The sequence below is a fragment of the Streptomyces sp. NBC_00510 genome (genome assembly GCA_036013505.1).
GTDB lineage: Bacteria > Actinomycetota > Actinomycetes > Streptomycetales > Streptomycetaceae > Actinacidiphila.
Genome location: CP107851.1, coordinates 2,019,669 through 2,042,019, shown reverse-complemented (window position 1 = coordinate 2,042,019; position 22,351 = coordinate 2,019,669). Strand labels below are relative to the sequence as shown.

At 74.9% G+C, this 22,351-nt stretch carries 15 protein-coding genes; 9 read left to right on the top strand and 6 right to left on the bottom strand.

Translation table 11 applies throughout. From position 1 onward, the window contains the following. Positions 1–53: 53 nt before the first annotated feature. Positions 54–938: an alpha/beta hydrolase gene (locus OG937_09070; GenBank protein WUD71838.1), complete on the bottom strand. Its 885-nt coding sequence runs from the start codon at positions 936–938 to the stop codon at positions 54–56. A gap of 68 nt (positions 939–1,006) precedes the next feature. Here OG937_09070 and OG937_09065 point away from each other — a divergent pair, with 68 nt between their 5' ends. The 5 genes from OG937_09065 to OG937_09045 all read left to right on the top strand — a co-directional run bounded on the left by OG937_09065 (position 1,007) and on the right by OG937_09045 (position 5,971). Further along, the gene (locus OG937_09065) at positions 1,007–1,636 is read left to right on the top strand and encodes a GNAT family N-acetyltransferase (GenBank protein ID WUD71837.1); all 630 of its coding nucleotides are present in this window, start codon (positions 1,007–1,009) and stop codon (positions 1,634–1,636) included. A 39-nt stretch (positions 1,637–1,675) separates the two neighbouring features. Further along, entirely contained in the window at positions 1,676–2,077 is a 402-nt protein-coding gene (locus OG937_09060) for a hypothetical protein (GenBank protein ID WUD71836.1), read from the top strand. A gap of 133 nt (positions 2,078–2,210) precedes the next feature. Continuing rightward, the gene (locus OG937_09055; GenBank protein WUD71835.1) at positions 2,211–4,058 is read left to right on the top strand and encodes a DUF2264 domain-containing protein; all 1,848 of its coding nucleotides are present in this window, start codon (positions 2,211–2,213) and stop codon (positions 4,056–4,058) included. Between the two features lie 7 nt (positions 4,059–4,065). Beyond that, entirely contained in the window at positions 4,066–4,494 is a 429-nt protein-coding gene (locus OG937_09050) for a PPOX class F420-dependent oxidoreductase (protein WUD71834.1), read from the top strand. A 310-nt stretch (positions 4,495–4,804) separates the two neighbouring features. Continuing rightward, positions 4,805–5,971, top strand: coding sequence for an MBL fold metallo-hydrolase (locus OG937_09045; protein ID WUD71833.1), 1,167 nt, complete (start codon positions 4,805–4,807; stop codon positions 5,969–5,971). A gap of 73 nt (positions 5,972–6,044) precedes the next feature. Here OG937_09045 and OG937_09040 read toward each other — a convergent pair whose 3' ends face one another. From OG937_09040 to OG937_09030, 3 genes are all read right to left on the bottom strand, one after another. Next, positions 6,045–7,211 (bottom strand): MFS transporter, encoded by a 1,167-nt coding sequence (locus OG937_09040; protein WUD71832.1) that lies wholly within the window; start codon positions 7,209–7,211, stop codon positions 6,045–6,047. After that, complete coding sequence (locus OG937_09035; protein ID WUD71831.1) at positions 7,208–10,168, bottom strand: DUF4981 domain-containing protein; 2,961 nt, start codon at positions 10,166–10,168, stop codon at positions 7,208–7,210. The genes OG937_09040 and OG937_09035 overlap by 4 nt, the downstream gene beginning before the upstream one ends. A gap of 313 nt (positions 10,169–10,481) precedes the next feature. Beyond that, a complete protein-coding gene (locus OG937_09030) occupies positions 10,482–10,703 on the bottom strand; it encodes a hypothetical protein (protein ID WUD71830.1) in 222 nt (73 codons plus the stop codon). 278 nt (positions 10,704–10,981) lie between these two features. Here OG937_09030 and OG937_09025 point away from each other — a divergent pair, with 278 nt between their 5' ends. Continuing rightward, the gene (locus OG937_09025) at positions 10,982–12,226 is read left to right on the top strand and encodes a transposase (GenBank protein WUD71829.1); all 1,245 of its coding nucleotides are present in this window, start codon (positions 10,982–10,984) and stop codon (positions 12,224–12,226) included. A gap of 188 nt (positions 12,227–12,414) precedes the next feature. On the opposite strand, the gene OG937_09020 is transcribed toward OG937_09025, so the two are convergent. Further along, positions 12,415–14,295: a hypothetical protein gene (locus OG937_09020; GenBank protein ID WUD71828.1), complete on the bottom strand. Its 1,881-nt coding sequence runs from the start codon at positions 14,293–14,295 to the stop codon at positions 12,415–12,417. 163 nt (positions 14,296–14,458) lie between these two features. Continuing rightward, a complete protein-coding gene (locus OG937_09015) occupies positions 14,459–15,181 on the bottom strand; it encodes a transporter substrate-binding domain-containing protein (GenBank protein ID WUD71827.1) in 723 nt (240 codons plus the stop codon). Between the two features lie 173 nt (positions 15,182–15,354). Between OG937_09015 and OG937_09010 the strand changes: the two genes are divergently transcribed. From OG937_09010 to OG937_09000, 3 genes are read left to right on the top strand one after another with little or no spacing between them, the layout of a single operon-like run. Beyond that, entirely contained in the window at positions 15,355–16,209 is an 855-nt protein-coding gene (locus OG937_09010; protein ID WUD71826.1) for a DUF4132 domain-containing protein, read from the top strand. After that, positions 16,206–21,185, top strand: coding sequence for a hypothetical protein (locus OG937_09005; GenBank protein ID WUD71825.1), 4,980 nt, complete (start codon positions 16,206–16,208; stop codon positions 21,183–21,185). The genes OG937_09010 and OG937_09005 overlap by 4 nt, the downstream gene beginning before the upstream one ends. Then, the gene (locus OG937_09000) at positions 21,182–22,351 is read left to right on the top strand and encodes an AAA family ATPase (GenBank protein WUD71824.1); all 1,170 of its coding nucleotides are present in this window, start codon (positions 21,182–21,184) and stop codon (positions 22,349–22,351) included. Before OG937_09005 ends, OG937_09000 begins: the two co-directional genes overlap by 4 nt.

Here is a 22,351-nt window from a genome sequence, read left to right as displayed (position 1 = left end):
GGTCGGGCCCCGGACCGGTCCGGGGCCCGACCCGCGTCGCCCGGCGGCCGCGCTTACGGGGCGGTGATGGCGTCGGCGACCCGTTCGGGCTCGTCGACCTGCACGTAGTGCCCGGCGCGCATCAGCAGGCGCAGTTCGCTGTGCGGGAAGATCACGGAGAACTGCCGGGCGACGCGGGTGTTGAGCCACCGGTCCCGGGTGCCGAAGACCACCCGGACCGGCGGCTGGAACTCGCGCATCTCCGGGATGCGCCGCCGGCGGCTCAGTACCGCGTGCAGCAGTTCGTCGTTGAGCCCCCAGTACGCCGGGCGCGCGGCGGGGTACTGCGCGTAGAGCCGCTCGACGTACGCCTCGCGCACCTCCGGGTCGCTGATGAAGCGACCCACCTGCCAGGCGTAGAGCCTGCGGTCCAGGCCGGGCCGGCGCCTGGCGACGGCCCGGGCCGCCGAGCGCAGCAACGGGGTGGAGTACAGGGCGATCGCCGGAGGGCGGCGCAGCGCGGGGGTCCAGTGGTAGTAGGTGTTGAGCAGCACCAGCCGGGCCACGCGGTCGGGATGCTCCAGCGCCCAGTCGATCGCGGGCGGGCCCGAGGCGTCGTGCGCCACCAGCACCAGGCGCCGGGCGGTGCGGCCCGCCGCGAGGGCGTCGGCCACCGCGGCGAGGTCGTCCACCTGCTGGGCGACGGTGTAGGCGTGGCCGCACGGCTTGTCGGAGCGTCCCCACCCGAGGAAGTCGAACCGCACCACCGGCAGCCTGCCCTCCAGGTGGGGGAGGAGGCGGTCGTACAGCCGGCTGCTGTCGGGGAAGCCGTGCATCAGGACCGCGGGCGCGCCGGGGCCCGGGGTGATCTCGGCGTGCAGCCGGTAGGGGCCGTGCGACACGGCCAGCGCCTCGGTGGCCGGGGCCATGGCGACCTCCCTCGGCCTGTGGGCCCCCATGTGGTTCAGCCTAACGCGGTACGTCGCAGGGGTTGTGGGAGCGCTCCCATGGCCGTCATCATGCCCGCATGACCCCACGCGCCGTGATCCGCCCGTACCGCCCGGAGGACCGGGCCGCCGTCTACGACATCTGCGTGCGCACCGGCCACGAGGGCGGCGACGCGCGGCACCTCTACACCGACCACGACCTGCTCCCGGACAACTTCGCGGGGCCCTACGCTCACCTCGAGCCCGAACTCGCCTTCGTCGTCGACGACGGCACGCGCGCCGTCGGCTACATCGTCGGCACCGCGGACACCGCCGCCTTCGTGCGGCGCTTCCGCGCCGAGTGGCTGCCCCGGCTCGAACACCGCCACCCCAAGCCGTCCGGGCCGCCGGTCACCCCGGACGAGGAGATGGCGGACCTGCTGCACCGCCCGGAGCGCATGATCGTGCCGGAACTCGCCGGGTACCCCGCGCACTTGCACATCGACCTGCTGCCCGCGTACCAGCGGCGCGGCTACGGGCGGGAACTGATGGGGCGTCTCCTGGCCGCGCTGGCCGCCCGGGGCGTCGGCGCCGTCCACCTCGGCATGGTGACCGCCAACACCGCGGCCCGCGCCTTCTACGACCGGATGGGCTTCCGCGAGCTCCCCGTCCTGGACCCCGGCCCCCTGACGTACCTGGGACGCGGGACGTCGGCGACGGCCGGGGGCTGAGAGGATCGCGGTGTGCCGCCGGTGGGAGAGGAGCGTCGCATGGAGGTGCCCGGCCCCGAGGCCGACTGGGAGCCCGCGCCGCAGTACCGGGGCGGGAAGCGCAACCCCGCCCTGCAGATCGGGCTGTGGGACTGGGTCGCCTGTGACTTCCGATGTCTCGCGAGGTTGGATCCGCCTCTGGAGGCGTTCGCCGCGCGGCTGAGGCTGTCCGTCGAACGCAGCTGGCAGGACCTCGGCGACGTGGGCGTCGCCCTCTTCCGCATCGGCAGAACGGACTACGCGCTGCACGAGTTCGACGGGGGCCCGCACGGCACCTACGCCTGGGTCCACCATTCCGTGGACGACCACGAGCAGGCACTGGACGTCCTGTTGCGTGCCCTCGGCGTGGGGCGTGCCGTGATCCGTCCCGGCACGGTCTCCACGGATCCGGAGGGGGCCTGACGGCTCCGGGAGGACCGACGCGGTCTGGAAAGCGCTTGTGGCGCGACGGTAGAGTCGCCCGCCGGCCGCCGCCGAGAGGCCTGCGTCCGGCGCCGAAGCCGTTCCCCGACCCCGGAAAGGCCGTACGCGAACCGTGACCCGGAAAGCGCCAGCGCACCCCTTCCAACTGCCGCCCGAGGATCGGGAGCTGAGCCCGTACACGGGGTGGACCCGCGCCCACTGGGAGGCGGTCGCCGACGGGCTGCTCGCCGCCGTCGCCCCGCACGCCACGCCCGGCGGGGCGCTCTACCACCTCCCCGGCGACCGCAACAGCGCCTCGGGCGCCCGCTCGGACGGCCTGGAGGGGTACGCGCGGACGTTCCTGCTCGCCGCGATCCGTGTGGCGGGCGCAAACGGTGACGATCCGTCAGGACTGCTGCAGCGGTACGCCGACGGCCTGGCCGCCGGCACCGCGCGGCCCGGCGGGGACGGGCCGGAGGACTGGCCCGTCGTGGCCGACCGTACGCAGCCGCTGGTCGAGGCCGCGTCCATCGCCATCGGGCTCCGGCTGACCCGCCGCTGGCTGTGGGACCGGCTCGACGGGCCCGTGCGCGAACGCGCCGGCGCCTGGCTGGCCCGGGCGGCCGCCGCGCAGGCGTGGCCCAACAACTGGGAGATGTTCCCGGCCACCGTCGGCGGTTTCCTCGGCGACCGGGACGCCGTGGCGCGCGGACTGCGGCGGATCGACCGCTGGTACGTCGGCGACGGCTGGTACACCGACGGGGACCTTCGCGCTTTCGACCACTACAACGGGTGGGCGCTGCACCTCTACCCCGTGCTGGAGGCCTGGTTCTCCGGCGACGCCGACCTGCTGGACCGCTACGGCGAGCGGCTGCGGATCCATCTCGCCGACCAGTCCCGCCTGTTCGGCGCCGACGGCTCGCCCCTCCACCAGGGCCGCTCGCTGACCTACCGCGTCGCCGCGGCCGCGCCGCTGTGGCTCGGCGCCCTCACCGGACACACCCCGCTCGCCCCCGGCACCACGCGGCGCCTGGCCTCCGGCGCCCTGCGCCACTTCCTGGACCGCGGCGCGGCGGGCCCCGACGGGCTGCTGTCCCTGGGCTGGCACGGTCCCTCCGCGGGTGTCCTGCAGGACTACTCCGGGCCCGGCTCCCCGTACTGGGCGAGCAAGGGCTTCCTCGGCCTGCTGCTGCCGCCCGGACACGCGGTGTGGACGGCGCCCGAGGAGCCCGCCCCCGTCGAACGCGGCGACGCCCTGACCGCGCTGCCCGCGCCCAACTGGCTGATCCAGTCGACGGCCGCCGACGGCCTCGTACGCCTGCACAACCACGGCAGCGAGGACACCCGTTACGCGGCCCACTACGCGCGGTTCGCCTACTCCACCGCCACCGCTCCGCTGACCGGGGACACGCCCCCCGACAACCACTTCGGCCTCCCGGACGCCGACGGCGGTGTCACCGCGCGCACCGGGCTCACCCCGCTCGGCGCCGGCGAGGGATGGGCGGCCTCACGCTCCCGCGCCGGTGACCGGGTCCGCGTCGTGAGTCTCGTGATGGCCAGGGGTACCGCCGAGATCCGCGCCCACCTGGTCAGCGGGGCGCCGCCCGGCTCGCCGGTACGGCAGACCGGCTGGCCCGCGGGCGAGGGCCTGACCTCGGAGCTGCTGCCGCTGCACGGCCTCCGCGCCGCCCCCGGCCTGCCGCCCGCCCCGACCGCGTGCACCAGACGCGCGGTCACCCCCGTCCTCACCGGCGAGACCACCGAAGGCGGCGGCAGTCGCGGCGACCTCTTCCTCTGCGCGGCCCGGCTCACCGGCGCCGCCGACGCGGAGCCGCTGTCCGCCCTCGCCGGGGCGGAGGTCGGTATGTCGCCGTCGGGGGTCCACGAGGTGACCGTCACCTGGGCCGACGGAGCCACGCACCGGGCGCGGCTGACCACGGCCGACGTGGTCGTGGAATCCTCGCCCCCGGACGCTCGTTGAGGCTGCCATGAGCGACAAAGACCTCCTCCGCCTGCTCGCCGACACCAAGGGGGGCGTGCTCGTCACCATCAAGCGCGACGGCCGCCCCCAGATGTCCAACGTCATCCACCACTACGACCCGGACACGGGGGTGCTGCGGGTCTCCCTCACCGACGACCGCGCCAAGACCCGCAACCTGCGCCGCGACCCCCGCGCGAGCTACCACGTCACCACGGCCGACCGCTGGGCCTGGACGGTCGCGGAGGGCACCGCGGAACTCACCCCCGTCGCGGCGGACCGGGACGACGCGACCGTCGAGGAGCTCGTCGACCTCTACCGGGCCCTGCAGGGCGAGCACCCGGACTGGGACGACTACCGCCGCGCCATGGTCGAGGACAAGCGCCTTGTGCTGAAGCTCCACGTCGAGCGCGCGTACGGCCAGCCCCGCGGCGCGTAGTGGTCGCTCCGGCGTGGTCCCGCCGCCCGCTCCCGGTGGGGCGGGCGGCATCCGGCCCGCGACGGTGGCAGCATCGAGACTGCGAGACACTGCGCGACACCGCGGGGGACGATCTTCCGTACCGGGGAACCGCCTGGTCACGGTCGTCCCGACGGTCATGGGCGGGAGCCGGTGGGCCGCCGGCGGCCGATTCCACAAAGGGGCGCGGAACCGGAATGACCGGTGTAGGAGTTGTCGCTGTACATACTGGTTCTGCCGGGGCCCGGACGGCTCACGGCACGTTCGTGACCGCCGACCAACGGGAGGTGCCGTGTCCGGCTCCAGTCCGAAGCGTTCCCTGCTCTCCAGCCTCATCCCCGCCTTCGGAGACAACCCCTACGGGGAGAGGATGGAGCGCATCCGGCGGTCGCCGAACTTCGCCGACGGGGTGTTCACCAACCCCCTGGGCGCACGTACGGCGCCCTCCGGATCGATGCTGCGGTTCGCCCGGACGTACTTCCGCAAGGAGGAGCGGGTCCGCAGGGCCCCCGCCGGGGACATCCCGCTGCACGCCACGACCCTCGCCGACCTGGCCGCACCGCCCGCCTCGGGCCTGCGGCTCACCTGGATGGGCCACTCCACCGTGCTCGCCGAGATCGACGGGCGCCGCGTCCTGTTCGACCCCGTCTGGGGCCGGAGGTGCTCCCCCTTCTCCTTCATCGGCCCCAAGCGCCTCCACGAGCCGCCGGTACCGCTGAAGGAGCTGGGCGAGGCCGACGCGATCGTCATCTCCCACGACCACTACGACCACCTCGACATGCCCACGATTAAGGCGCTCGCCGGGACCGGCACCCGCTTCGTCGTGCCGCTGGGCGTCGGCGCCCACCTGGAGCGCTGGGGCGTCCCCGTGGACCGCATGACCGAGCTGGACTGGCACGAGTCGACGCAGGTCGCCGGGCTCACCCTCACGGCGACCCCGGCTCGGCACTTCTGCGGCCGGGCGATCCGCAACACCCAGCACACCCTGTGGGCGTCCTGGGTCGTCGCCGGGCCCGAGCACCGCGTCTACCACAGCGGCGACACGGGATACTTCCCCGGTTTCACGGAGATCGGCGAGGCCTATGGACCGTTCGACGCCACCATGGTGCAGATCGGCGCGTACAGCGACTTCTGGCCTGACATCCACATGACCCCCGAGGAGGGCGTCCGCGCCCACCAGGACCTGCGCGGCGAGCTCATGCTCCCCATCCACTGGGGCACGTTCAACCTGGCCCCGCACCCCTGGGAGGAGCCCGCCGAGGGCACCGTCGCCGCGGCGCGCGCCGTGGGGGCCCGGGTCGCCGTGCCGCGCCCCGGCGAGCCCTTCGAGCCCGCGGCCGGGGTGCCGCTCGACCCCTGGTGGCGGGCGATCGCGCACGGGGCCGCCGCCCGCACCTGGCCCGCGCTCACCGACGACGCGCTGCCGGCCGCCCCGCAGCCGGACAGCGCCCCGGCGTGAGCGGGTCGTCAGCCGGTCGTGAGCGACCAGGGGGCGGGGCGCCTGCCGCATCCGCCCCCTCCCGCACGGGCCGTCAGCCGTCGCCCGCGGCCCGCGTGAGCCAGGCCGTCGCCGCCAGGCTCGCCGCCGACAGCAGGAGCAGCAGCAGGGGGACGGCGCCGATGCCGGAGGCCTCGATGCCCTTGCCGAGCGCAGGCGGGGCGGCCACACCGCCGATCATCGACGCGGCGATGACCCACGCCCCCGCGCGCCGCGCCCCGGGCACGGCCCGGGCCAGCCACGGCAGCCCCGTCGGGAAGACCGGGGCGATGAACAGGCCGACGCCCGCGTAGGCGTACGGCGCGAGCGTGGGCACGGCCGCCAGCGCCAGACAGCCCGTCATCCCGGCGCAGCACACCAGCAGGATCCGCGGCGCCGGGTAGCGCAGGGCCAGCGGGACGACGAGGAACCGGCCCGCGGTCATCATCAGCCAGTACACCGCCGTCGCGGACGCGGCGTACGTCACCGGGTGGCCGAGCGACTGCAGATGGGTCGGCTCCCAGCCGCCGACCCCCGCCTCCACCCCCACATGGAGGACGTACAGCACCACGAACGCCAGCAGCACCGGCGTGACCAGCCGCCCCCGCGCCCCAGGCCGGGCGGCGGGCGCGGGCCCTGGAGGCTGTGTCCGCACCCCGCGCGTGCACAGCGCGAGGGCGCCCGCGAGGACGGCGCATCCGGCGAACACGGACGCGTAGCGGTCCGGGCCCAGCGCGGCGATCAGGGCGGGCCCGGCGATCGCGCCGATTCCGAAGTGGGCGTTGAGGACGTTGAGCATCGCCGCGCCGCGGTCCCCGAAACCCACCGCGAACAGCTGGTTGAGGCCGTAGTCGATGCCGCCGAAGCCGAGCCCCGTCAGCAGCGCCGCGCCCAGCGCGAACGGCCAGTCCGGCGCGAGCGCGAAGGCCCCGCTGCCCGCCGCCATCAGCGCGTACGCCACCGTCAGCAGCCTGCGGTCGCCGATCCGGCCGCGGACCGCGTCGAAGACGAGCACCCCCGCGACACCGCCGACGAAGTGCGCGCTCAGCCCCAGCCCGGCCATTGACGGGGACAGCCCGTACTCCTGCCGCAGGGCGGGCAGCGCGGGACCGTACAGCGCCTGGAGGGCGCCGATGAGCACGAACCCGGCGCAGGACGCCACCACCGCGGGCCGGCTGAAGAGCCGCGCGGCGGGCGTGGTCTCCCGCAGGACGGCGGTCACCGGCCGTCCGCGAGGGTGGTGAAGGTGAAGCCGAACGAGGCCTCGGCGGCCTCCAGCCGGTAGCGGGGCAGCACGCCGGGCCCGCAGGACTGGCTGCCGATGCCGTGCAGGGCGTGGTCGAGGTTGACCCACAGGATGTTCCCCGGCACCAGGTCGCAGGTGTGCGCGGCGGCGTCCAGTTCCTCGCCGGTCCAGCGCCGGGCGGTGAACCAGAAGGGCGGGCCGCCCTCGATCGCCACCCCCGTCCCGTCCTCCCGGCGCAGCCGCACCCGGCGCACGTCGGCGCGCGCCCCGTTCTCCTGCGGGCGGACGTACGGGGTCTGCAGCGCGTCGACCGTCGCCGTGTGGAGCCCGATCCGGGACGCGGCCCGTGTGTCGGGGTAGGCCTCGCCGGGGCCGCCGCCGTACCACTCGGCCCGGGTCAGCGTGCCGCACAGTCCGAGGCGGACGCCGAGCCGGGGCAGCGGCAGCGTCCACCGCCCCTCGGGGGTGACGTCCACCGTCAGGTGCAGCCGGTCGCCGTCGGCGGTCCACCGGTAGACCGTGCGCAGCCCGAAGGAACCGGCGGCGGGGGCGACCCGCGTGGTGACGGTGAGCGCGTCGTCCGCGGCCTCGACGCCGTCCACCCGGTGCCGCATCCGGTGCAGTCCGGCCTCCCGCCACAGCAGGCCGAAGCGCGGGTCGGACTGCCAGGGGGCGCCGAGGTCGTTGTCCGTCGGGGCCCGCCACACGTCCAGCCGGGGGCCGGCGAGGGCGAAGCCGTCGAGCAACCGCAGTTCGCCGGTGGCCGCGTCGAAGGTGCCCGGGCCCAGCAGCACCACACCGCCCTCGGCGTGCCGGGGGCGGTGCGGGCGCTCGGGCTCGGGGGCCGTCCGCCGGCCGCCCGGGCGTTCCGCGGCGGGCCACTGGCCCCACGCCACCTCGTGACCGGCCGGCGCCCACGGGGTGTCCCGCGCCAGGACCGCCCGCACCAGCCAGAACGCCTCCCCGGACGCTTCCGCCGCCGCGGGCTCCGGCAGCTTCAGCTCCGTCGTGCCGCCCGCGGCCAGCGGCGGCACCTCCAGGTCACCCTCGGCGACGGCCACCCCGTCGGCCTCGTACGACCAGGTGAAGCGCAGGTGCGAAAGATCCGCGACGTCATGGCGGTTGGTGATGCGGACCGTGCCCCCGAGCGGGTCGCCCTCGATCCGCACCGGCTCGATCACCTTCTTGTACTCGACCAGACCGGGCGAGGGCGTCCGGTCCGGGAAGAGCAGCCCGTCGCAGACGAAGTTGCCGTCGTGCAGCTCCTCGCCGAAGTCGCCACCGTAGGCGAACCAGCGCCTCCCGTCGGGGGTGCGGCGTGCGATGCCGTGGTCGATCCACTCCCAGACGAAACCGCCCTGCAGCCGCTCGTGGGTCTCGAACAGCCGCTGGTACTCGCCCAGTCCGCCCGGTCCGTTGCCCATGGCGTGCGCGTACTCGCACAGCAGGAAGGGCATCGCGCGCCGTCTGGCGTCGAGCGCGGGATCGTCCAGTGGCGCCTCCTCGCGCCTGCCGATCCGCTCGACCTCGGCGTGCCCGGCGTACATACGGGAGTACAGGTCCGTGTCGGCGCAGGTCGGATCGCCCTCGTAGTGGACGGGCCGGTCCGGGTCCCGGTGGCGGATCCACCGCGCCATGGCGGTCAGGCCGCGGCCGGTGCCGCACTCGTTGCCCAGCGACCAGACGAGCACGCTGGGGTGGTTCTTGTCGCGCTCGACCATGCGGGCGGCACGGTCCAGCAGCGCCGGGGTCCAGCGGTCGTCGTCGACGGGGTTGCCCTCCCAGCCGGTCCCGGCGAAGCCGTGGGTCTCCAGGTCGCACTCGTCGACGACCCACAGGCCCAGTTCGTCGCACAGGTCGAGGAAGGCGGGGTGCGGCGGGTAGTGACTGGTGCGCACGGCGTTGATGTTGTGACGCTTCATCAGCAGCAGGTCCTCGCGCATGGTGGAGATCTCCAGCGCGCGGCCGTGCTCGGGGTGGAACTCGTGGCGGTTGACCCCGCGGAACAGGATCCGGCGGCCGTTGACCTTCAGCACCCCGTCCTCGACCGCGACCGTACGGAAGCCGACGCGGAACGGGACGCGCTCGCCCGCGCCGGTGAGCACGGCCTCGTACAGCCGCGGGACCTCGGCGCTCCACGGCTCGGCGGGCACGCTGACCGGCTCGCCCGCCGCGACGTCGACACCCAGCTCCGGCACGGTGACCCGGCCGCCGGACGGGGCGTCCACGCGCAGGGTGCCCTCGCCGGTGGTGCGGTCCCAGCCGGCGTGCACGAAGAAGTCGGCGACGCAGCCGGCGGGCCGGTGCAGCAGCGTGACGTCCCGGAAGACGCCGGGCAGCCACCACATGTCCTGGTCCTCCAGGTAACTGGCCGAGGACCACTGGTGGACGCGGACCGCGAGCACGTTCCCCTTCGGCCGCAGCAGGTGCCCGACGGGGTACTCGGCGGGCAGCCTGCTCCCCTTGAAGACCCCCACCTCACGGCCGTTCAGCCAGATCCGGGCACAGGACTCGATGCCCTCGAAGCGCAGCACGGTCTCGCCGCCGGCGGGCCAGTCGTCCGGCAGCGCGAAGGTGTGCCGGTGGTCGCCGGTCGGGTTCTCGGTGGGGACCCGGGGCGGGTCGACGGGGAAGGGGTAGCGGACGTTGGTGTAGGCGGGCGCGCCGTGGCCGCCCAGCACCCAGTGGCCGGGGACGGCGAGGATGTCCCAGCGCGAGGCGTCGAAGTCCGGCCGGGCGAAGGAGGTGTCCTCGGCCCCGGCGGTCGGCGAGAGCCGGAACCACCACATGCCGCTCAGGCTCAGCCGGGCCGCGTCGGAGGCGGGCACCCAGGCCCGGGGCGGCAGGGCGCCGTGGCCGGGGGAGAAGTCCTCGTAGTAGGGGAGTTCCGGCCGCGCGGCCGGGGAGCCGGAGGGGTGCGCGGGCATGGTCATACGACTCCTCGGTCGGCCCTCGATGCCGGTCTGCCGTTCGCTGCGGTGTGCCGCCGGTGCGCGCGGGCGCGGTCGGCGCGGCGCTCCCCGGACGTAGGTCGCGGAAGGGCGTGCGGTGGGGACGGCGACCCGCCGCCCGCGGTGCTCGCGCGGGCGTTCCCGGGCCCGCGCGGCCCGGCGCGGGCGGCCGCGCGGAGGTCACCCGACGTCCGCTCCACCCCCGGGTCCCCCTCCCGTGCCGCCGCCGACGGGAACACACGCTAGGCGCCGGGCGGGAGCCGGACAAGCGCTTCACGCACACCGCCGCCGGACGTCACGGCGCCGGGGACGGGCCGCCCGCGATCCGGCGGGCGAGCGCCGCGACGTCCACCGGGCGCGAGGTGTCCACCCGGTGCACGCTGCCCAGGCCCAGCGGCTCGGCCATCTCGGTCCAGAACCGCCACTCCTCCTCGGGGAAGCGCGCGCCCTCGGTGTGCACCGGGTGCCGCGCGGGCGCCCGCTCCCGGAACCTGCGGCGCGCGGTGTCGGGCGGCACGGCGCACCACACCTCGTGCACCTCGGACGCGCCCGCCGCGGCCCCGGGGCAGCGGCTCGACTCCCGCCCGCCGCCCGCCGCCGCCCGCCGCCGGGCGCAGCGCGGCCAGCGCGTCGGCCAGGGTGTAATTAACCTGGTTTACCCCGGAATGGCCGAGCGTTCAGGCCGGGGAGGAATGAGTTTTGGGTCGGAGCCGCGAAGCGGCTGAGAGTTGGCTCCGTGTCTGTTCTGACCTGCACTCTCTTTCGTTGTCAGTGGCGGCTGTTAGGTTCCGGAGTGTGACGACGACAGCGGTGACGGAGCAGGGGTCCGGGCGTGCCCGGTACACCTATCGGTTGCGGGTGTCGTCGTCGGCGGGTGCCGGTCTGGAGGCGGAGTGGGCGCGTTGCCGTTGGGTGTGGAACGAGTGCGTGGCGGTGTCCCGCAAGGTCCACAGCCTGAACAGGACCGCCGAGCAGAAGATCACGTGCGGCCCGGCGCAGCTCGACAAGTTGCTGACCGAGGCCCGGCGGTCGATGGCGTGGCTGCGGGAGGGCAGCTCGGTGCCGCAGCAGCAGGTCATCCGGGATTTCGCGACGTCCCGTGCCAAAGCCTTGAAGGACATCACGGCGCGTCTGCCGATGCGGCAGCGGGCCGGGATGCCCCGCATCAAGCGCAAGCGCGAGGCCGCCCCGTCGCTGAACTACACCAGGCGGGGTTTTAGGCTCAAGGACGGACGCCTGCACCTGGCCGGCGGCATCGTGGTGACCGTGGTGTGGTCCCGCGACCTGCCGTCCGCACCATCCTCGGTACGGGTGTACCGGGACAGCCTCGGCCACTGGTACGCCTCGTTCGTCGTGGCCACTGCCCCAGAGCCGCTGCCCGCCACCGGCGCAGTGATTGGTATCGACTGGGGCGTCGTTGCGACCGCGACCACGACCAGCGACGCCCACGACCTGCCCCACGCCCAGCACGGCAGGACTGCCGCGCAGCGTCTCGCGCGGTACCAGAAGATGATGGCCCGCCGGCGCACCCCGGGGAACAAGCCCGCCACCGGCGGCTACCGCAAGGCCCGCCGGGCCGCTGCGAAGGTGTCCAAGAAGATCGCCCGCCGGCGGCAGGACACTGCCCGCAAGTGGGCCAAGCGCGTGGTGCGCGACCATGACGCGATTGCGGTGGAGGACTTCCGGCCGAAGTTCCTCGCGAAGACCACAATGGCGCGCAAGGCGGCGGACGCCGCGATTGGCGCCACGAAGGCGGCGCTGATCGAGATGGGCCGCAAGCACGGGCGGGACGTCCGCTTGGTGCATCCCGCGCACACCACGATGGACTGCGGGTCGTGCGGAGCGAGAACCAAGCACGCACTTCCTCTTTCGGAACGTACCTACACCTGCACCGCGTGCGGAGCCGTGTCTCCCAGGGACAAGAACTCCGCTCGCGTGATGCTGGTCCGGGCTGGTCTCAACCCGGCTGGTGCTGATCGTGTAAGCGCTGGAGGACCGCCGGTCCCCAGCCCACGTGAGCCAGGAATCCCCGTCCATTAGGACGGGGAGGATGTCAAGGAGTCCTTGCTGAACAGCGGCAGCTCCAGTTCGCGGGCGAAGACCGTCTTCCCCGGTCCGGGCAGTCCGTTGACCAACACAGCTAACATGCCGCGACTTTAACGACGCCGCGGGCGGCGGTGGAGTACGCCGCCCGCGCGCCACCCGGTGCCTCATGGGCGGGCGGTGGCTTACGGGCGGGCGCCGGCCGGCTCCTCCGTGACGTCGATGCCCGTGAACCGGGCCCAGTTGCGTCCGATCTCGCCCCAGCCCGCCACCGGCCCGCCGCCCAGACGGCCGGTGAACAGCGGGCGCAGGTCCGTGTCGCGTTCGGCCCAGGCCGCCGAGAACTGGCTGCGGGTGACCCGGAGACTGGTGTTGAGCTGGACGACGGCCGCCCGCGCACAGTCCTCGCGCCACTCGTCGTCCGTCCAGGCGGCGGAGCCGACGGGGGGCCGCGCCGCCAGCGCCAGGCTGAGGAAGCAGGCGGCGTTGTAGTTGACGAGGTATCCGGCGGCGGCCCGGTTCGAACCGCGGTGCCGGGGCGCGGAACCGGCGATTCCCGCCCGGCTGTGGGCGTCCCCGCCCGTGTGGTCCGCGCCCGTGTGGTGGTCGGCGTAGAGCAGGCGGCGCAGCCCCCAGTCGGGCCCGCCCCACAGCCGGCCCCACCGCGCCCAGCCCCCGGTGACCTCGCTCGCCACGTCGCGGAACGCCGTCCGCAACTCCCGCGGACCGGGGGAGACGTTCTCGCGCAGCACCTCGGCGGCGCTGGCGATCCGCACCGCCCCGCGGAAGGAGCGGCGGCGGGTGCGCAGGGCGGGACGGGGCCGTTCCATGGCCCACCACTGCCGCCAGTAGCGGCGTTCGCCGAGGTTGCGGCGGCCGGGGAGCCAGGTGCGGGCGTACCGGCGCAGGATGGCACGCCGCGACAGCCGCCTGAGCAGCAGCCGCAGGTGCTCCCGCGAACGGGGTTCGCGGCGCCTCGCCCGCTCGTCCCTGTGCGCCGGGTAGCGGCTCTCCTCGGCGCGGGCGATGGAGAGCCGGTAGGCCGTCTCCATGTGCTCGGGCCACAGCTGGACGCAGTACTTGTAGATCTCCACGGCCTGCCGGATGTAGTCACCGGGCTCGGCGACGCCGGGGAACTGGCTCATCAGCTCCAGGACGCCCGCCTGGTGCAACCGGACGGTGAGGTTCCCCGGCACCAGCGCCGCGGCCTCCTCGAAGTGCTTCAAGGCCCGCTCGTGCCCGGCCCGTTCCCCGGCCACGTCCCGGCGCTTGTCCGCGGCCAGCGCGTCTTCCTGCGCCTTGGTGCCCATGCGGTAGCAGCGGTACGCGTCGGGGTCGTCGCCCCAGCTCTCCCAGCGGGGGATGCGGTCCTGAGAGCGCGGGTCGGCGAGGATCTTGACGGTGCAGTAGCAGGCGACACGTTCGTACAGCTCCCGGTCGGCGTCGCGCCGGCCGCCGTCCGCCGCGCCGGGCTCCGGCGCGCGGCCCTCCATGATGGTCGCGGCCACCACCGTGTTCTTCGGCATGTACGGGATCCGCACCGAGAAGCGGGTCGGCTGGTCGCCCGTCGACAGGCGGTGCAGCATCACGTGGTACGCCCGGGGACGGAAGAACGCGAGCCGCTTCATGACGTCCACCCAGCCGTGCGGGGAGGAGGCGGTCTCCGGCGCCGGATCGGGCCCGATGGTCGTGCCGCTGCCGGGGGTCAGGACGTTCGGGCCGAGCGCGTCGGCGGCCATGTGCTCCGTGATGTACGCGGCCAGTTCGGCGGTCGCCGCGGACTCGTGGCCGTGGTCGGGGCCTCCCGGCCCGCCGCCGTTGCCGCGGTGGCAGTTGCCGTGGCCGCCGAGCAGACCGCGGTCCTCGCACACCACCACGGGCAGCAGCCGGTTGCCGCGGTGGCGGCGCAGCAGCCCCGACCCCAGCCGTACCAGGCCGATGAACACGGCGACCGCGAAGATGCCGAGCACCCACACGGCGGTGCCCCCGGACTGCTCCCAGAACCCCTGGGGCCACGGGCCGCCGTCCCCGGCGGCGGCCGCGGGCGCGGCGAAGACCGTCCCCATGGCACATCCCCCCGTTGCATCCCCCTTGTGTGCTCTTGTGATGATCCCCGTTACCGGAGATCGCCAAGCCCGTGCAGGGGTGGCGAATCGTCACACCGTCGACTCGCGTGCCGTCGCGGGTGTCGTGCGACGCACGGGGACGGATCGCGCCGAAGGGGTCCCGTCAGGCGGGCGGGGCGACCAGCGCGCCGGACTGCCCGGCCCGGAGCAGGGCCCGGGCGACGAACCCGTCCGCCTTCAGCTCCTCGACGACCTCGCGGAGGAAGGCGACGGACTCCGGCAGCCGGTCCACCGTCGTGCCGACGGCCTGCAGGATCTGCATGAACGCGCCCTCGACGAGGCGGAGGTCGGGGTGCCGCGCGACGTACCCGGCCATCGGCTGCCCGATCCCGGCCGCGACCTCCAGGCCCTCGGCGCGGAAGACGTCCACCCCCTCGTCCCCGCGGACGACGGTGGCGTGGCGCAGCGTGCGCGACAGGAAGAGGTCGTAGGCGGAACCGCGCTTCACGCCGATCCGGACACCCGCGCGGTCCACCTCGTCCACCGCGCCGACCTGCGAGCCGCGGGGCACGGCGAACACCCCCTCGATCACCACGTACGGCGCGGTGAAGGCGACCTCCGCCTCCCGGGCGGGCTCGACCGCGAGGAAGCAGATGTCGGCCCGACCCGACGCCATGGCCTCGAACGACTTGCGTGCCGCGTCGAAGCAGACCGGTTCCACCGGCACGTCCAGCCGGGCGCCCACCTCGCGCGCGATGTCGACGGTGACGCCGCCGGGGGACTGCGCGGTGCCGTGCGCCAGCACCGGGTTGCCCAGGTTGATCGACGCCCGCAGAACGCCCGTCGGCGCCAGGTCCCTCACGACGGCGGCAGTCACGGTGCTCATGGTGCGGAGTCTAGGCCCGGCCTCGCCGGCGGCCCGGCACGGCCCCCGCCGACGTCTGCCTCCGCCTCGTTCCGGTTGCGGCCCGGCCTCTTGTCAACAGGGTGACGGGGGCGTTGTCAGTGGCCTCGCCTAGTGTTCCGGTCACTTGATCACGGCGTTGCAGGGAGGCACGCATGGGGTGGGTCACGGCGGGCGACTACGAAGTCGCCCTCCACGAAGGGAAGGTCGTGTGCCGCAACGCGACCGGCCGCCGGCTGAAGTCGGTGCCGGCCAAGCTGGCGGACGACCCGGCGGTGACGGGACTGCGGCAGCTCGCCGAATGGCTGGAACGGCACGAACGCCGGTGCCTGGCCGACGTCGAGCGCTGGATGGTGCGTTCGCTGCCGGTGCCCCTCGCCGTGATCGGCCGCGTGTGGCCCGACCCGGCATGGCGGGCGGCCCTGCGCGACCTCGTCGTCACCGGGGAGGACGGTCAGGTCGCCGGCTTCCTGCGGGACGCCGACGCCGAGCGCGGCCTCGGCCTGGTCGACCTCGACGGCGACACCGTGCGCATCGCCCCGGACATGGTCCGCCTCCCGCATCCCGTGCTCCTCGACGACCTGGAGGAGCTGCGGGAGTTCGCCGTCGAGCTGGGCGTGGAGCAGAATGCGCAGCAGCTCTTCCGCGAGGTGTGGCAGCGGCCCGCCGGGCTCGACCCCGAGGGCACGCTCGTCGAGGAGTACGCGGGCGGCACCTTCAAGGAGCTGCGCTTCCTGCACGGCCGCGCCACCTCCCTCGGCTACCGCGTGCGCGGCGGGCACTCCGTCTGCCCCGTACTGGAGGACGGCCGCGCCGTCGAGGCCCGCATCTGGATCGGCGACTACGACGGCTGGAGCGAGACCGAGACCGGGTCCCTGTCCTGGACCGACACCGCCGGGAAGACCCTGACCTTCTCCCAGGTCGGCGCCGTCGCCTGGTCGGAGGGCATGCGCATGGCGGCCGCGCTCTACGCGGGACGCGACATCGAGGACGAGGAGCAGGCGGCATGACCACGTACGACCCCACCACCACGACCGCGCTGCTCGACGCGGGCGCCGTGCTGCCACCCGGCACCAGCACGCGCGAGGACGCCGACATCCTCACCGTCCGCACCTACACCCACCCCGTGCTGGACGACCGGCGCGTCGTCCGCCTTGTGCCCGGTACCCTCGGTGAGGCCGAGGACCTGGCCCTGGACTTCCTCGGTCTGAGCCGTGAGGACGAGGCCCCCGAGGTCGGCCAGGTCCGCCGGGAGACCCTCGGGTTCCCCGCCTGGGCCCTGGTCAACGACCCGGCCAACGGCCACCACGCGCTCGCCCTGGTCAAGGACGTCGAGCGGCTCGCCCGGATGGCCAAGTCCCGTGCCGGCGCGGCCAAGGACGGCTTCGACGCGCTCGCCGAGCGTCTGGGCCGCGCGGTACCGCACTTCCTGCCCACCTTCCACGAGCAGGCGGCGCGCGTCTTCCTCCAGCACGAGAACACCACGTACGCCGCCGCCTTCTTCGGCAAGGCCCGTGCCGCCGAGCGCGTCCACGGCCTCGCCGTCGACGAGGACCGCCAGCGCGCCGTCTTCCTGGAGTTCGCCTTCGCCGGCGCCCTCACCGTCAAGGCCCTCAAGGAGCACGTCAAGGACCTCGCACGGCGGCTGGACCCAGCCGAGGCCTGGCGGCAGTTCCGGCAACTGACGGTGGAGCGCTGCGCCGCCGGGATGCCCCCGTACGCGTCCCTGCCCCAGGACGCCCGCAGCCTGATCAAGGCAGCGGGCCTCAACCGGGTCACCGAGGAGTGCGCCCTCGTCGCGGACCTCGTCGCCTCGCCTGCCGTCGTCCGTGCCCCCGGCTCCTTCTGGACCGCCTACCGCGCCACCCTCGCCGTCCTCGCCGAGCGCGAACCGGCCGTCCGGGCACGGCTGCTGGAGATCATGCCGGCCGGACTAGGCCGCGACGCCGAGGGCGACGAGTTCTGGCTCGCCCTGCTCGTCGAGACCGGTGCCGACACCCTGCTCACCGGCGAGGCGGGGGAGGCCTCGCGGGCCGTCGACGCGGCCGACTGGCTCAGCCGCTGGGCGAGCCACCGCAAGCACGGCTCCGGCGCCCCCGAACGCTCCGCGGCCACCCTCGACCTCGTCAGCCGCATGGCGCCCCGGCTGCGGGCCGACAACAGGCCCGTCGACCTCTTCACCGGCCGCTGGCACCACGGGGCCGAACTCGACCTGCTCGACCTGTGCGCCGCCGAGCGCGTGCCGCTGACCGTCCCCGCCGAGGACGTGACCGTGCACCTGCCGCTCCACCGCTGGCTGGAGACCGCCGACCCGGCCCGCCGCGACCTCGTCGCCACCGGTGCCGACCCGCGCTTGCGCCGCCTGCTGCACAAGGCCGTCGGCAGCCTCGGCGAGGACCGCGGACTGGCCGGCGTGCTGGAGGCCCTGGCCGGCCACCCGGTGCTCGGCGACGTCCTGCGCGCATGGCTGGAGGAGGCCGCCGCGCAGTTCACCCGTGCCGCGGGCCTGCCCGCCGCCCGCAGCGCGATCAGCCGGCTGCGCCCGTTCCGTTCCGTCGCGGCCCGGGTCAACCCGCAGGCCGTGGCCCGGGTCGCCGCGCAGGAGATCGCGCCGCTGCTCGGCCGCACGCTGCGCGAGGGCATCCTCGACGAACTGGGGTGGCCCGCCCTCGACGAGGGCCTGCGCCTGCTCGACGCCGCGGTCGCCAAGAACAAGGACCACACCCTGGCCGTCGCCGAGGCCTGGCCCGCGCTGATCCTCGCCCGCGGGGACAAGGCCGTCGTCGTCGGGCCCGACAAGGTGCTGCTCGACCACGACCTGCGCATCCCCGTCGAACTCGACCGCTGGAACCGCCCCCACTTCCGCTGGGCCGACGGCGAACTCCTCGTCATGTGGCGGCAGGACGACAAGCAGCTCGGCTACTGGTCCGCCCGGCCCGCCGAGGTGTTCACCCTCGGCGGCGAACAGCTCCCGCACTGGTGGCACGGCCACGTCGCCGCCCCGTCGATCCCGCTGCCCGGCGGCGGCCGCGCCACCGGAGGCCGCACCCTGCACGCCGGAGACACCGTGCTGCCGGCCGGCCGCCCCGTACTCGGCGACGGCACCGCGCTCTGGCGCCAGGGCAAGCAGGGCCGCCACGAGGTGTGGATGGAGTACGACCCGGCCTCCGGCATCCACGGGCGCGCCTCGCTGCCCGCCTTCCTCCGCTCCGGCATCCTCGACGGCGCACGGCTCAGCCAGGAGGACTGCGAGGTCCTGCCGCTGCAACCCGGGCTCGAGCGGAGCCCCTTCGGCACCGACGGCACCGTCCTCGGCCGCTGGGTCCGCGTCGAAGGCGAGGGCGGCGGGTCCCGCACCGTCGCCGGCACCCCGGACGGCCGCACCGTCGCCCTCCCCACCCGCAAGCAGGGGTGGGCACGCCGCGTACCGCTCGGCGCGCTGCGGCTCCCCGGCGGGGCCGAGCCCGTCGTCGCGCTCACCCACCAGAAGGTGTCGCTGTACGCGGCGGGCGACGTCACCTGCGACGACGAACTGGGCAGCGTGGCGTTCACCGAGCAGGGCGGCGAGTTCGCCGCCGGCACCCGCTACGTACCGCCGCTCGCGTACTGGCACGCCCTGCGCCCCCGTGACGAAGGGGCCTCGGCGGTGCTCCGCGCCCTCACCGACGAGCAGGCCGCCGAAACGCTGCGCGTCGCCGCCCACGCCCTGGCGGAGCACCAGGCCGAGGTGAACAGGACGAAGAAGTACACCGGTCCGTCCGCGGAGACCGTCGCGAGGTCCGCCGTCGCCGCCGCCCTGCCGGCCCTCACGGACGAGCGGCTGCTCATCGGCGTCACCGCCCTCGTCCGGGGCACGCTGCGGCACGCCGAGTCCGTCGCCTCCTTCGTCGTCCCGCCCACCGACAAGCCGCGGCAGTCGCTCCGGCGCACCCAGGACATGTTCGCCGACCACAAGCCGCTGCACGGCGACGACGGCACCCTGCGCACCGCCCTGGACGGCATCGCGGGCCGGCACGGCCACTGGTGGAGCGGCACCCCCCAGTGGAGCGCCCTGCAGCAGATCCGGGCGGTCAACCACGTCCTGTCCGGCAAGGAGGCCGAGGGCAAGCCGCTGCCGGACCGGGCGGAACTGGGTGACCCGGGCGACGGCTGGCACAGCGACGAACACACCGTCCCCGGCATGGGCCTGGGGTGGCTGCCCGCCCTGTCCGTGCTGCGGCCGCTCGCCTACCGGGCGGCGTCGCCCGCCGTCACGCAGGCCGCACGCGAAGCCCTCCTGCTGCTCTTCGACGCGATCACCGAGGGCCCGCTGGCGGTGCCAGGGAGCGGACTTCGCGAGATCGTCCTCGTGGAGAAGCACGGGAAGCAGCGGCGCGCGGGCCAGGTCCTGCGCAAGGACGGCCGCACCGTCGTGATCCTCGGCTGCCAGAGCGTCGACGGCGACCGCGACCGCGTCCACTGGCTCGCCCTCGACCACGACCCCACCGGGGTGTTCGGCGCCGTCGCCCACTTCACCCTGGAGGACGAGACGGACCGTAGGCCGGTCTTCCCCGCCGAGCGGCTCACCGCCGTCACCCGCCTCATCCGCGACAAGGGCCCCGCGCCCTGGCGCCCCGGTGCCCCCGCCGCGCTCGCGGCGGCGACCGGCGGCGGCCTCGGCCCCGTCCAGGCGACCCTGCTGCTCGCCGGGCGGCCGCAGGACCCGGACGCCGAAGCCCTCGCCCGCATCGACCTGAAGGCACGCCAGAAGAGCCTCGGCGAGGGCCTGCTCAGCTCCCTCTCCGAGGACGACCACGCGGCCGTCCTCGGGGCCCTGCTGCCCGACGACCCCGCCGACCTGTGGGGCAGCGGCCCCGACACCGCCGCCGCCGGCCGGGTGTGGGGGCAGCGCCTCGGCGCCGTCGTCCGCCTGCCGGAGGACGTCGCCGCCGAACTCGCCGGAGTCACCACCGCGTCCGCCGAGGCCGTGCTCAACCCCGCGCTGACGCCCTGGCTGAGCCGCACCACCGTGCAACGCCCCGACAAGGACGGCAACCTCGTCCCCGCCGACCCCGCGGCCCTGCCCGGACGGCACGACATCACCGGTGCCGTCGCCGTGCTCGCCGGGCTCGCCTACGGGCTGCCGTACGGACATCCGCTGCGCGCCGCCCTCCCCGAGGGCCTGGCGGCGCTGCGGCGGCGGATCGCCGACCCGGGCCTGCTGGTCGACCTCGACATCGCCTGGACGGAGAAGGGCGGCCCCACCGCCGTCCAGATCCGCACGGCGTACGGGCTGCCCACCGCCGGCGGCGCCGACGCCCACGGCCTGACCCACGCGGGCGACGCGCTCGTGCTCCGACCCTGGTACGGCGACACCGAGACGGTCCTCGTCCGCCCGGCCGGGCTGACCGGGTCCGAGGACCCCGTCCTCGGCCTCGTCGAGGGCCTCGTCGGCATCCGGGGCGGCGGCATCCAGGCGCTGCGCGCCGTGCTCGGCGGCGAACTCGCCCGCGCCGTCGCGGCGGGCGGTGAACCCGGCGCACCCGCCGGTCACGCCCAGGACCCCATGGTCTCCGTGCCCGCCCTGGTCACCGAGGTCGCCGCGGCCCACGGCCTGGGCGAGGACGCCGCCGCGCTCTACCTCCAGCTGCTCGCCCTGCCCGACCCCACGGACCGCAACTGCGCCCGCTGGACGGACTGGAAGCCCGCCCGCACGAAGAAGGCCCGCGCCGAACTGGCCGCGACCGGCCTCGTCGTCGAGGCCAAGCGCCCCCGAGCCGGCCGCACCCTCTTCCTGCCCTGCGGCTGGCGCGACCTCAAGGCGCCCGCCCTTCCCGTGGAGACCTGGAAGGAAGGCCTCTACCCGGTCCGCGACCACGCCCGCGTCGTGCCGCTGCTGCCCGTGCCCGAACTGTTCGCCCGCGCCTGGGAACGCGTCCGCGCCGGCGACGCCCCCGGCTTCGAAGAACTCACCACCCGTGCCACCCGGAAGGGCCGCCGCCGATGACCACCACCGCCCCCGCACCCGTCGCGCGGCAGATCACCCCGCCCGAGGACCGGTACGCCAGCGAACTCGCCTTCCTCGCCGCCCACGACGGCGGACCACGTCCGCCCGCCTGGCGGCTCACCCCGCGTGCCGTCGTCACCTTCGTGATGGGCAGCGACGGCCAGGCCCTGCGCCTGCCCGACGAGGCCGAGGTCCCCGAGGGCGTACCGCGCCGCCTCGTCGTCGAGGGGAAGTTCGTCGGCGACCGCGCCCTGGTGGAGCGGTGCGTCGTCACCCTCGCCGGGGAACGCGGCCTGCTCCTCGTCGGCGAGCCCGGCACCGCCAAGTCGATGCTCTCCGAGCTGCTGTCGGCCGCGATCTGCGGCACCAGCGGGCTCGTCGTCCAGGGCACCGCCGGCACCACCGAGGACCAGCTCAAGTACGGCTGGAACTACGCCCTGCTGCTCGCCCAGGGCCCCAGCCGGCAAGCGCTCGTCCCCTCACCCGTGCTCACCGCCATGTCGCGCGGCGCCATCGCCCGCGTCGAAGAGGTGACCCGCTGCCTGCCCGAGGTGCAGGACTCCCTGGTCTCCCTGCTTTCCGAACGCCGCATCGCCGTCCCCGAACTCGCGGGCGGCGACGACGCCCTGGCGCACGCGGCGCCCGGCTTCAACCTGATCGCCACCGCCAACCTCCGCGACAAGGGCGTCTCCGAGATGTCCGCCGCCCTCAAGCGGCGCTTCAACTTCGAGACCGTCGGACCCATCGGCGACCTCGACGCCGAGACGGCGCTGGTGCGCAGCCAGTCCCGCGCCGCCGTCGAACGGGCAGGCGCCCCCTACGAGGTCGACGACGCCGTCCTGGAAGCCCTCGTCACCGCCTTCCGCGACCTGCGCGAGGGCCGCTCCGCCGAAGGCTGGGAGGTCGAACGGCCCTCCACGGTCATGAGCACCGCGGAGGCCGTCGCGGTCGCCGGCGCGCTGGGCCTGGCCGCGGCGTACTTCCCCGGCGACCGGGACGTGCTCGGCCTGCTGCCCGGCCACCTCCTCGGCGTCGTGCGCAAGGACGACCCGGCCGACGCCGCCCGGCTGCTCGGCTACTGGGACGGCCCCGTGCGGCGCCGCGCCGAACAGGGCTCCCCGACCTGGCGCACCCTGTGGGAGCTGCGCGCCGTCCTGGAAGGCTGA

Bases quoted from the DNA above. Each gene is read 5' to 3' on its own strand.
- OG937_09035 (WUD71831.1), bottom strand. From the start codon at position 10,168: ATGACCATGCCCGCGCACCCCTCCGGCTCCCCGGCCGCGCGGCCGGAA.
- OG937_09020 (WUD71828.1), bottom strand. From the start codon at position 14,295: ATGGGGACGGTCTTCGCCGCGCCCGCGGCCGCCGCCGGGGACGGCGGC.
- OG937_09060 (WUD71836.1), top strand. From the start codon at position 1,676: ATGGAGGTGCCCGGCCCCGAGGCCGACTGGGAGCCCGCGCCGCAGTAC.
- OG937_09010 (WUD71826.1), top strand. From the start codon at position 15,355: ATGGGGTGGGTCACGGCGGGCGACTACGAAGTCGCCCTCCACGAAGGG.
- OG937_09000 (WUD71824.1), top strand. From the start codon at position 21,182: ATGACCACCACCGCCCCCGCACCCGTCGCGCGGCAGATCACCCCGCCC.
- OG937_09015 (WUD71827.1), bottom strand. From the start codon at position 15,181: ATGAGCACCGTGACTGCCGCCGTCGTGAGGGACCTGGCGCCGACGGGC.
- OG937_09070 (WUD71838.1), bottom strand. From the start codon at position 938: ATGGGGGCCCACAGGCCGAGGGAGGTCGCCATGGCCCCGGCCACCGAG.
- OG937_09005 (WUD71825.1), top strand. From the start codon at position 16,206: ATGACCACGTACGACCCCACCACCACGACCGCGCTGCTCGACGCGGGC.
- OG937_09050 (WUD71834.1), top strand. From the start codon at position 4,066: ATGAGCGACAAAGACCTCCTCCGCCTGCTCGCCGACACCAAGGGGGGC.
- OG937_09065 (WUD71837.1), top strand. From the start codon at position 1,007: ATGACCCCACGCGCCGTGATCCGCCCGTACCGCCCGGAGGACCGGGCC.